Genomic DNA, 12,270 nt, shown 5'->3' on the forward strand with positions numbered 1-12,270 from the left:
TTTTTCGACATATTTGTATCGCATTCCTTACAAAAGAGCTTTGTTGGCAAAACCAACAAAGCTCTTTCCGCGATACTAACCCTAGACAATTTTTCACGACACTTACATGAGTCATTCATCATCGCTATCTACTTCATTCAACAAACGCTTCTTAGCCATTTGTGCAGTAGCGCTGGTAACATTACCACATTTTGCAGATGTCATTTCTCCTGCTACAGCCTTAGACATCGCACGTCAATATGTACAAGTCAAGGCTCAAGATAAGCAACGAATCAAGACCCTATCCGCTCATCATAACCGCAAGCCCCGCAACTCTAAGCCAGCTCCATATTACCTTTTCAACGACGCAAAAGGTCAAGGCTTTGTATTGGTGGCAGGCGACAATGCCATGGGTGAGGTATTGGCTTATAGCGACCAGCACAATCTTGACACCACAGCACTCAACCCTGGCACTCGCTATCTCCTCGAAGCCTATCAACAGACCTTTACAGCTTTGCAGCATCATGCTCCACAGATGCAGAGAAAGTCTACGACTTCCGCTGCTGCCGACAAAGTGTTGCCCCTGCTCAAGACCCAGTGGAACCAAGACTTCCCCTACAATCTGCAACTCGGACCAGACCTGAACAGTCCCTATCCTTATTCAGGCTGTGTCGCCACTGCAGTAGCACAAATCATGGCGTTTCACAAATGGCCCGAAAAGGGCGTGGGAAAAGCAGCCTACACCGTGACGCACTATCAAGACCGACTCTCGGCAGACTTCTCAAAATCGCAATACGATTGGCACCTCATGCGCGATGAGTATCGCTCAAAGTCTACACCAGAGCAGCAACAAGCAGTAGCCTTGTTAATGAAAGATGTGGGTATTGCCACCCAAATGCAATACACCCCTTGGTATAGTGGTACCCTCTCTTGGAATGCTAAAGAGGCGCTCCAAGAGCACTTCCAATATGATGTTGCCATTCTTTCTAAATCAGCAGAAGGAACACACTTCGCACAGATTGTGCACAAAGAAATCAGCAACGGCTATCCAGTATATTTATCTGGCTTTCAAACAGCTGGTAAAAATGGACATGCCTGGGTGGCTGATGGATACGACGAAAATGGACTCACCCACATGAACTTCGGATGGGGAGGCTCAGCCGATGGATATTACTCCATCAATGCCATCAATGTGCAAAATTCCGGAGCAGAGTTTAACGGACAAGCCCTCAGTTTCAGTAAAGGTATGGAAGCCATTTTAATCCATCCGCTCAAGAATGGCACTAGCACCCTACCCACGGAGTTTAAAAAGTCATCGCCCAAGCTCACAGGAAACGAAGGTACAGAATTTCGACTCGTGAATGCTCAATCCAAAATTCAACCACAACAACAGCCCTTGCAGGTATCGCTCCAATACATCTACAATAGTGGTGCGTCCTTTGAGGGAAAAGTCGGTTTGGTCATCTACAGCGAGCAACAGCAAATGGTGAAAGACCCTGTTTACAATGCCACAATGCTCAGTTTGCCCAACTCCGGTCTTTACCAAGCTCCCCTGACCTTTAATCTCGATGTCAACCAACTGCCCGACGGTCGCTACAGCATCGTTCCTATTTGCCAGCCTAGTGCACAAGCCAATTCGACTCAATTCTTCCCCATTCGTAAGATGCCCAATTTGGCCTTAAAAATCGAAGCAGGCAAAGCCCACATCTTACGCGAATTTTACACCGGTGCGGGTTATGAATGGGATGGAAAGCCCGTCAGTGCTACCCCACTGCGTGCGGGAGAGTCTACAAAACTGTTGTGCCCGATCCACATTCTTCAAGCAGCATATAAACGTTCCACATTGAAGTTGTCGTTGCTCAATGCAGACAACGTGGTAGTGTACACCGCACAGACTCATCCTGACGAGGTGGAAATGTCAGATTTCCAAACTAGTCAAATTGCGCTTAACATCGACCTCCCTTCTGATTTCACTCCTGGAACTTACAAGGTGAAGGCGCAAATGCTTTGGGCAAAAGATGCACTGATTCAACAATATGAAGACCTCTGGTTGGACGTGCAGGAAGCGGACAATCACACGACCACGACGCTTGAGGTGAAGCCTCCATTGCAGACTTCTCAACTCTTGGTGTTGAGAACTGCATTCTTAGACGGATCAGGCGAGGCTTATGCTCAGAACCAGGTTCCAATGAATCAGAACTTCACCTTTGCTCTATCTGTAAAAAACAAGAGCAACGCCCCATTTAAGGGCAAGCTCAAATGCTATTTTGAGGAACAAGCCACAGGAGTAAGAATTCCACTCGTATCCAACTTCCTCGACAACACCTCCATCAATGGCAACCAGGTTAGACTTCTCCAGTCAGGCTGGCTGAAAAACGACAAACTTACGGTCAATAACAACAAGCCTTACACCCTTGTCGTTGTGCAACAACTGGAAAATGGTGACCAAATAGAAGTTCCGTTTTCAGTAGGCATTAGTCGCACTTACTGGTTCAAAAACTCAATTTATACACCTAAGACATCTGAGACTTACGTGCCACAATCTAAAGAGTTTTTCACCCTAAAACTCCCAACGAAATCAACCTATGTGGTAGCACCGAGCCCAGAAAATATAGAAGAGAGCAGCCTCAGCACTTCACAATTGAACGATGAAGCGACACATCTACGTGCCATCTTCTACCGAGAAGGCGATTACATCATTTCGCTCGCCACGGGACGCATGCTCCAATGGAACGCTACAGAACAAGACTGGAACCAAGTGCTCACCTTCGCTCCCGAAGGACAAAAAGGAAGTCCTCTCCACTGGGTGCAACAAGATGCTCAAATTCGTCCGCGCGGCACGAACAATTCAGACATCACTCTTGCCACCCCAATGATCGCAGAACGAGTGAACGACCTGCCCATCACCCTGGCTCCTCACGGCATGGCTAGTTTTTACACTCCTGTGCAAGGCACCATCATAGGTGCCACAGCTTTCCGCGCCACCATCAACCAAGATGGACAACTAGAATTGCACAAGATTACTGGTGAAATCCCTGCCAATACAGCCTTCTTGGTAAAAAAAGACTGGGCTCACCACGTGCATTTCCAAATCAGTCTTGGCAAGACACCCGTCCCTGCATTTACCACAGAGGAAAATGTGCTCAGCGGCTCTGTCTTCACCCCACAACTTGCAACCTCTGCACTAGTATATGCACTCTCTGGCGAGGAACAAGCCTTTTACCGCTTAGAGGCTTTGCAACGTCCTTTCCGTGCCTACATCGTACGCTCAACAACGCTAGACTACAACCCCATTTTCAAGATTAACCCTACGGTAATCGAGGCAGTCACTCCATTGCCCATTGAGCATGCTCCTCTCTACGAACTCTCTGGACGCCGTATTGCAGATCCTAAGCCCGGACAAATTTTGATTGTAGGTGGACAAAAGGTGCTGTACTAAGCCTTTTCGTTCCATCACCATCCCACTGGAGAAGAGATAGCACGGAGAGGGAGCCTAAAAACTCCCACGTTTCTCAAAAAATCTCCCACGAAATTTAGAAAATCTCCCACGTTTTTCAGAAAACGTGGGAGATTTTTTTGTATAACTCCGACATCTTTCCAATACCGTAGTTTCTGACACTTGATCCATTTGCATCCTTTCATAATTCTCTCTTTTATCATTCTCTTCCTCGCGCGCGCGTACGTAACAGGAATTTTGACCTTTTTGCTTTCACAACCTTCACAGATTTCTTTGTAACGCACTATCACACAAACGCTTACAGCCCCCTTTCGGACATTTTTTAAGACTTGGCAAAAAATCAAGGTATTCAGAACGGAAATCTCTACGTTGAACTTCTCCAAGCGATAAGAGCATCTAAGAAAACTTGTCACATGCAACGACTCGTTTATGTGAAGGTTGTGAAAGCAAAAATGCAAAGTTGCTAGGGAATGCGCGCGCGTCACGCGTACGCGCGAGAAACTGTACTCCTTTTGCCACACAATACAGCAGCACCAGGTGAAAGATATAGGTGAACAAGCACTTTTTGATTTCGCTGTTCACCAGCTCTTAATAATTCGATGTTTTTTTGAACCTTCACCATTGACATCTCTACACTACAAAAAGAGCGGTTTCAGTGATTTTCTCCTCAAAAGTTGAGCATTTTTCATTCTTTTAAGTCAGATTTTCTCACTTTCGGTGCTTTGCTACCCATATCTATAGAGGGAGTGCAGCTCATGAAGCACGCAAATCATTGCTTGTAGCAACACCCTCCTTGCACACCTCACCCATAATCTGCTATACAAAAACACAAGTTTCCGTATCCTCCAGCAGTCAAATCGTTAAATTTTCACCTTTCACCGCATTTTTCTTGAAAAAGATTTGGTGCTCTCAAAAGAAACTCGGACATTCGCAGTGTAACACAACACTATTACACCCAAACACAGGGATAACTCCTATGATTTGGACAAATCATAAAACATAGAATTTCTATGATAACGATACAAAACCTCCACTTCAACTACGGCAAGTCTGCCTACAAGGTGTTTGAAGACTTCACCTTGAACATCCCCAATGGTAAAATCATTGGACTACTTGGCAGAAATGGTACTGGCAAATCTACCCTACTCTATCTCATCTCAGGACTACTCCGTCCCAACCAAGGCATGATGCTCGTAGATGGCTACGTTTCTCAAGACAGACATCCCGAAATGTTGCAAGACATCATGATTGTCCCCGAAGAAATAGACCTTCCTGCAGTTAGTTTCAAAGACTTTATCCGCACCAATCGTGTGTACTATCCCAACTTCTCAGAAGAGGTGTTGCACCAAGTGCTTCGCGATTTTGATATTCCCGCAGAATTTAATCTCACTGCGCTCTCTATGGGACAGAAAAAGAAGGTGTTCATGGCTTTTGCCCTCGCCACTTGCACTAAATATCTGCTCATGGACGAACCCACCAATGGTCTGGACATCCCCTCCAAGATGCAATTCCGCCGAACCCTCGCTTCGCAGATGAATGAAAATCGCACCATCATCGTTTCTACCCACCAAGTGCACGATGTGGAACAACTCATTGACCATGTGGTGCTCATCGAAGGCACACACTTACTGGTAGATAACTCCACCACCGAATTGAGCAAACTACTACGCTTTGAACAACGCCCTTATGGAGCGCCCCTCGATGACGCACTCTACGTGGAGCCCTCACTCTCAGGTTCTGCAGTCATCACACCCACTAAAGGCCGTGAAGAAACTCCCATCAATCTGGAGCTACTCTTTAATGCCATCGTGCAATATCCTGACTTGCTTCACCAAGCAGAAGCAGCGAATAATGGGACTATAGCCTCATTCTAATTTTGTTTCACCTCTAAAACATACTCGATTATGGATTTCCACAAAATTAATTTCCAACGTGTTGGATGGTTATTGCGCCAAAATGTGGTGGAACATTGGAAGACGCACTTGCGTTATTACCTCGGACTCCAAGTTGGCTTTCTCATTGCCCTCCTTCTTTTCATCTACAATGTCTTGCAGGTCTTCACCAATGGCTACAATGAAGAGGATACCTACGAAGCATTAGGAATAATGGCGCACAGCATGGCTAGCATAGGCTGCATAACCCTCTATGCGGCATTCATCTTTAGTGCTTCAGCTGTATTTTCGCTAAAAATAGAACGCAGCAAAAGGATCGTTCAACTGATGACTCCAGCCACAACGGCAGAAAAAGTGCTTTCGCGTTTTATTCTCTATAATCTCGGAGCTATTGTGCTTTCCTTTAGTGCACTTCTCTTCACAGACTTAGTAGGTTTTTTTGTGGTGGAAGCCTTTGATTTAGATTATGTGTGGTTTACCCCCAAGATGCTAGCCAATGTCTGTGACAGTTTGGTGATTCCACCATTTTCCTCAGAAGATTTCCAACCTCTGCTAGGTTCATGGAGCTTACGCAGCTTACCCATTTTCTCTATCGTCGTATTATGGAGCTTTTATCTCTGGGGTGGCGCAGTCTTTCGTAAAAAGTCATTTATTATGACTTCCTTGTTCTGCTTCATCATCTTTGTCATCTTTTCGGCTATCACGACATCTGTGATCGTCTATTATTCCGATATTTATAACTGGTATGACAATGAAAGTAAATTGATTGTGAACATCGTGTTTACTACATATTACTTAATTGGCTGGGTATGGCTCGCAGCGAATATCTATTTCGGCTATCGCATCCGTAAACGTGCCTCGCTCATGCCTCGCCATTGGGTGGGACAATAATTTCTAGTTTTCTATTTTCTAACATACAACAAAATGAATTTCCGCGACGGACAACCCATCTATCTGCAAATTGCAGAACGCTTGATGGACGAAATCCTCGCAGGACAGTACTCCGCCGATGAACGTGTGCCTGGCGTGCGTGACTATAGCGCACTACTACAGGTGAATGTAAACACCACGGTTAAGGCTTTCGACGTATTGGTGCAGAAAGGTATTCTCTACAACAAACGCGGCTTAGGCTCCTTTGTTAGTCCAGATGCAATACAAATCATTAGTGATTTACGACAAGATGATTTGCTCAACCAATTACTCCCTGATTTGGCGCACCAAATGCAACACCTCGGAATTCCTATCAGTAAGGTGGTCGAACGCTTGCAACAACTGATTTCTCAACGACAAGAGGGGCAGAACAGTATGGCGCAAACAACAAGCATTGTTTAGGCATTTCGATACTATCCTCGTAAGATTTCTCCAACACAAACTAACTATTCAACACAATAACTCATCCTAACGCTTCATCCTATGAAACGAATGATATTCACTCTCACTCTCGGTCTTTTGACCGCCGTAACTTTCGCTTCGTGTCGACGTATGGCATACCATCTACAATCGATAGATTTGAAATCATCTTCCACCTCGTCTGCTCAAAGAGGAGGAACTCGTACCGTAGGTCGCTTGCCTCACTTCGATGGCGTGACCGTGAGCAATGGCATCACGCTGAAATATGTGGCAGAAGGCACACCCAGCATCACAGTAACAACAAGTAACATCTCCCCTTCAGACGTGATGGTGCACGTGGACGATGACGAATTGAAGATCAACTATTCCAGCGCAATTCAGGTGGCAAACGAGAAAACCGTGGTCACTATCACGGGCTATGCCATCAAAGACTTTGAGCTCGACAATGGCGGTATGATAGACATCGCTCAACCGCTCAATGTGGGTGGCAAACTTAGTTTTGAACTCAACAATGGCGGCACAATCAAATTGGTGAGTGCTAAGGCATCGGAATTGGATGTGGAAGTGAACAACGGTGGTACATTCCAAATCGGAAATGTGGAAGTGGCCAAGTTGGAAATGGACGTGAATAATGGTGGCAACATCAACGTGAACGGTGCTACAGTGAGCGAATCTGATGCCGAAGTGTCGAATGGCGGTGATATTGCACTGGTGGGCACTGCCAATGTGAGTAAATATCAAATCAACAATGGCGGAAAGATTCAAGCAGAACGTTTGAAGAGCAAACGCGCTGCTGTGGAAATCTACAATGGCGGTACGCTCCACTTCAACGCACAAAGTGTGTTCAAACAAGCAGTGATGAACGGCGGTCAGGCTCAAAATCATTTCAAATAAACCCAAAGGCTGTTGTAAAAGACAACACCAGACAACACCTTATTCTATTTCTTTTGCTCTGGACACCTCATTGCCCACCGCACGGCACTGAGGTGTCTAAGTATTAGTATACCATTCAGCTTCGTGCATTAGACAGTCACACTTCACAACCATTCTACAAAAGTTCTACTTTATGATTCACATCGAAAATCTACACAAGACTTACTATGCTGCTCAGCCATTGCACGTGCTAAAAGGCATAAACCTCGATATAGATGAGGGTGACTTCGTGAGCATCATGGGAAGTTCTGGTTCGGGGAAATCTACCCTACTCAATATTCTCGGTATTCTCGACACCTATGATGAGGGCAACTACTACATCGGTGGAACGCTCATTAAAAATCTCTCAGAAAACAAAGCAGCCGACTATAGAAATCGTATGATTGGCTTTATCTTCCAATCATTCAATCTCATCAATTATAAGACGGCACTTGAAAACGTGGCACTTCCGCTTTACTACCAAGGGGTATCGCGCAAAAAGCGAAACCTGATTGCGATGGAACACCTCGATCGTTTGGGACTCAAAGATTGGGCACATCATTTGCCCAACGAATTGTCGGGTGGACAGAAACAGCGTGTGGCGATAGCACGTAGCATCATCACTAATCCGCAGATTCTGTTGGCAGACGAACCCACTGGAGCCTTGGACTCCACGACCTCGGGTGAGGTGATGCAATTACTCACCGATCTCAATGCTGAAGGACGCACCATCATTGTGGTGACCCATGAAAGTGGTGTGGCTTACCGCACAAAACGCATCATTCATCTTTCAGATGGCGTGATTGGACGCATCGAAGAAAATGATCCCAATGCGCTGCAACCTTTTGGAGATTTGATGAAATAGTCTCATCTCCCAACCCTATGACTATTTTCAAGAAAGTTTGCTTTTCTTGTCACTCCTATAACGTAGCGAACTATGTGGCACGACATTTTCATACGACTTCAACAAAATAAGCTCCGCACTGCGCTCACAGGCTTGAGTGTGTCGGTGGGTATCTTTCTGCTCATCGTCCTCCTCGGAGCAGGGAATGGGCTGATTCATGCCTTCAATCACAACAATCAGATGTTTAGCACCGATGCTATATCCATCTACCCAGGCTATACATCTAAGCCCTTCAAAGGTTGGAAAGAAGATCGCAACATTAAATTTGACAACATAGACGTTGACAACACAGCGGTAGTGGCAAAGAACAAAGTGAAGTCTACTGCTGGTAAACTAACTAGCTCAGAAAAAACAGCTTCTGCACACCAACATTATTTCAAAACAACCCTATACGGACAATCTCCTGAAGCTTACAATATAGAAAGATTATCCCTCGCAAAAGGACGCTATATCAATGAACTAGACATCAAAGAGCAACGTAAAGTGGTGGTGATGCCTGACTATAGTGCAGAAGAAACATTCGGCAGCATTGAGGCAGCAATTGGCGATTATCTGAACATAGACTCAGTGGCCTACCAAGTGGTGGGAGTGCTGGAGTCGAATGGTAATAAAGGACAGAGCCGATGCCATATCCCTTTTACCACATATCGTACCATCTTTCACACGGGCTTTGATATTCCAGAAATTGTGGTACAAACTTATAAGCCTGAAGTAGATGAATCTTTTGAGGCTTTGAGAGCGGCATGGTGTAAGAGTTTAGGGGCTCGCCATGATTTCGCAGAAGACGACGAAAGTGCAGTATGGATATCCAGTGTAGCTCAAGGAGCAAAAGAGCAAAATTTAGCTTTGACGATGCTCCAACGTGCATTGTGGGTGATTGGGTTGCTCACGCTGATGAGTGGTGTGGTGAGTATTTCTAACATTATGCTCATCACCGTAAAAGAAAGGACTAAAGAATTTGGTATCCGCAAAGCACTGGGTGCACGTCCCTGGGCGATACTACGCAGTGTACTCGCAGAAAGCGTTATCATCACGCTATTCTTTGGCTACATCGGTCTTGTAGCTGGAATTGCTGCCACCGAATGGATGAATGTAGTGTCAGGGCAACAAGTCACAGAATTTCTCAATTTCAGATTCTACACCTTCCTTGACCCCACGATTGACATGAGCGTTGCCTTCTCTGCTTTGTTGACACTCATCATCGCTGGACTCTTGGCAGGCTTCTTCCCTGCACGACGAGCGGTAAAAATTAAGCCCATTACGGCGCTCAATGCCAAATAACTCCAAAATTCAAGACTATGACTATATTTGATCTCGACAAATGGTCTGAAATCTGGCAAACCCTGAGTCGCAACAAATCGCGCTCCTTGCTCACTGCCTTCGGAGTATTTTGGGGCATCTTTATGCTCACAATCCTCATGGGTGGTAGTAATGGTTTTCGAGCAATTCTAGAATCCAACTTCAATGGATTTGCACAAAACTCGTATTTCTTCATGCCGGGGAAAACGACAAAACCCTATAAGGGATTCCAAGTAGACCGCTCTTGGATGTTGCATTTGAGTGATGTAGAAGCTCTCCCCAAACAAGTGCCAGGGGTGAAACTCGCTACGCCTATGGTGTTGGGGCTCTTCACAGAAATGACCCACAAGCAACATAAGGAGAATGTATCCCTGAAAGGAGTATATCCTAACTATGATCAAATTGAAAATCCTCACATCGTGATGGGGCGCTTCATTCAGATGGCAGATGTGGTGAATCAGCGACGTGTATGTGTGCTCAGTAAAAACATTGCATCGCGACTCTTCCCCAACGACCCTACCCCTCTAGGAAAGTACGTACAATCTGGTGGTATGTATCTGCAAGTGGTGGGGGTGTCTCACATCATCAGTAATTTTGGTGTGGGTGGGAATAGCAGCTATTCGGTGTTTATCCCTTTCTCTGTGGCTCAAAACTTAACGAAATCGGGCAATGACATCGCTATTATCGGAGTGGTGGTGAAAGATAATGTGTCGATCAGCAGTATTCAACCACAAATGGAAAGATTTTTCTGTGAACGACACTCTGTGGATCCTACAGACACCGCTGCCTATATGAGCATCAATATGGAATCGATGTTTCAAATGGTGACAGCACTGTTCTCTGGCATCAACATCCTCGTATGGCTCATCGGTGTCGGCACCTTGCTCTCTGGTGCCATTGGTATCTCCAACATTATGATGGTAGTCGTGAAAGAGCGCACTACAGAAATCGGTATTCGCCGCGCCATCGGTGCCAAACCACGCGACATCCTCTCTCAAATTATGACAGAGAGCGTGGTCATTACCCTACTTGCTGGCATAGGTGGCATCATTATATCGGTGTGGATTTTGAGCGGTATAGACATAGCTGCACATTCTATGGCGGAATCTTACCCGAGTGGCGGATTCTTCATCAGCTTCCCAGTAGCGGTTGGAGCATTGTTTGCCCTTTCCATCATTGGGGTTTTAGCAGGCATAGCCCCTTCGCTTCGAGCACTTGCCATCAAACCGATTGACGCCATCCGCGATGAATAAGAGTCGTCTGGCACTACCTCATTCTTTCCTCATATTCCTAATAACAAGTTATATTCTTGCATCATGAAAAAAGCGATTAAAATCATTGGTCTCATCCTTCTTGGAGTGATTTTTATTGGCACCTTTGTCTTCCTCTACAATAAGACACAAAAGAAAGAAGCAACTTTTGAAGAAATTGCTCCTGCCTATAACGACCTTCAACGCACCACCGTGGCAACGGGGACGATAGAACCTCGCAACGAAGTGGACATTAAACCCCAGATTTCTGGCATCGTGGCGGAACTCTACAAAGAAGCTGGACAGTCGGTGAAAAAAGGAGAGTTGATAGCGCGTGTGAAAGTGATTCCAGACATGAGTTCGCTCAACTCTGCAGAAAATCGCGTGCGATTGGCGCAACTGAACTTAGCGCAAGCTCAACGCGACTACAACCGCAACAAACAACTCCACGATCAGCAGCTCATTTCTACCGAAGAGATGGAGAAATCGCACTTGTCGCTTCGTCAAAACAAAGAAGAATTGGCGAATGCAACAGAGGCACTGCAAATTCTTAAAGAAGGTGTGAGCCGCTCTATGGCAGCACAATCCACAACGATGGTTCGCTCTACCATTGACGGCATCATCCTTAACGTCCCTGTGAAAGTGGGTAATTCAGTGATCATGAGCAACACCTTCAACGAAGGTACAACGATTGCGACGGTGGCAAACATGAAAGACTTGCTCTTCAAAGGCACCATTGACGAAACGGAAGTGGCTTTGCTCACAAACGGAATGTCCATGGACATCTCCGTCGGTGCTTTGCCCGATGCTACGTTGTCTGCGAAGTTAGAATTTATTGCCCCTAAAGTGAGCTCTGGCACTCAAAGCAATCAGTTTGAAATCAAGGGAGCTATTGCCCCCAACAGTGGTCACCAACTCCGCGCTGGCTATAGTGCCAACGCTACCATCGTATTAGAGGCTCGCAAACACGTGCTCACCGTTCCCGAAAGTGCGATTGTTCACGAGAACAACAAGACCGTAGTTTATGTGGTGACAAGCAAGCCAGGCGCTGTTCCTCAAACATTTGAACGTCGCGAGGTGACTGTTGGCTTGTCCGATGGCGTAAACATTGAGATTATCAAAGGACTTACCACTAAAGACCGTGTACGCGGCAACCAACAAGAAGTAACGACAGACCAATAACCCTAATGGTCGGTCATATTCTTAAGGTTTTATCACTCATACACT

The 12,270-nt window shown here is 45.7% G+C and carries 9 protein-coding genes; all 9 read left to right on the plus strand.

Annotated elements, in window-relative coordinates; translation table 11 throughout:
* The first annotated feature begins 106 nt into the window (after positions 1 to 106).
* Positions 107 to 3,418, plus strand: a complete 3,312-nt coding sequence (locus BQ2633_RS02500; protein WP_075564875.1) for a C10 family peptidase — start codon at positions 107 to 109, stop codon at positions 3,416 to 3,418.
* Between the two features lie 1,028 nt (positions 3,419 to 4,446).
* The gene (locus BQ2633_RS02510; RefSeq protein WP_075564877.1) at positions 4,447 to 5,310 is read left to right on the plus strand and encodes an ABC transporter ATP-binding protein; all 864 of its coding nucleotides are present in this window, start codon (positions 4,447 to 4,449) and stop codon (positions 5,308 to 5,310) included.
* Positions 5,311 to 5,340: 30 nt separating this feature from the next.
* Positions 5,341 to 6,219 carry a hypothetical protein gene (locus BQ2633_RS02515; RefSeq protein WP_075564878.1) on the plus strand — a complete coding sequence of 293 codons (879 nt, stop codon included), beginning with the start codon at positions 5,341 to 5,343 and terminating at the stop codon, positions 6,217 to 6,219.
* A gap of 33 nt (positions 6,220 to 6,252) precedes the next feature.
* Entirely contained in the window at positions 6,253 to 6,660 is a 408-nt protein-coding gene (locus tag BQ2633_RS02520; RefSeq protein WP_075564879.1) for a GntR family transcriptional regulator, read from the plus strand.
* A gap of 81 nt (positions 6,661 to 6,741) precedes the next feature.
* The gene (locus tag BQ2633_RS02525; RefSeq protein ID WP_083233908.1) at positions 6,742 to 7,572 is read left to right on the plus strand and encodes a GIN domain-containing protein; all 831 of its coding nucleotides are present in this window, start codon (positions 6,742 to 6,744) and stop codon (positions 7,570 to 7,572) included.
* A gap of 172 nt (positions 7,573 to 7,744) precedes the next feature.
* Positions 7,745 to 8,455: an ABC transporter ATP-binding protein gene (locus tag BQ2633_RS02530; protein ID WP_075564881.1), complete on the plus strand. Its 711-nt coding sequence runs from the start codon at positions 7,745 to 7,747 to the stop codon at positions 8,453 to 8,455.
* A 72-nt stretch (positions 8,456 to 8,527) separates the two neighbouring features.
* Positions 8,528 to 9,775: an ABC transporter permease gene (locus tag BQ2633_RS02535; protein WP_075564882.1), complete on the plus strand. Its 1,248-nt coding sequence runs from the start codon at positions 8,528 to 8,530 to the stop codon at positions 9,773 to 9,775.
* Positions 9,776 to 9,792: 17 nt separating this feature from the next.
* On the plus strand, positions 9,793 to 11,046 hold the full coding sequence (locus tag BQ2633_RS02540) for an ABC transporter permease (RefSeq protein WP_075564883.1): 1,254 nt from the start codon (positions 9,793 to 9,795) through the stop codon (positions 11,044 to 11,046).
* A gap of 63 nt (positions 11,047 to 11,109) precedes the next feature.
* Positions 11,110 to 12,225 (plus strand): efflux RND transporter periplasmic adaptor subunit, encoded by a 1,116-nt coding sequence (locus tag BQ2633_RS02545; protein ID WP_075564884.1) that lies wholly within the window; start codon positions 11,110 to 11,112, stop codon positions 12,223 to 12,225.
* Positions 12,226 to 12,270 lie beyond the last annotated feature (45 nt).

Origin of the sequence: Ihuprevotella massiliensis (assembly GCA_900095835.1) — a bacterium.
Lineage (GTDB): Bacteria > Bacteroidota > Bacteroidia > Bacteroidales > Bacteroidaceae > Alloprevotella > Alloprevotella massiliensis.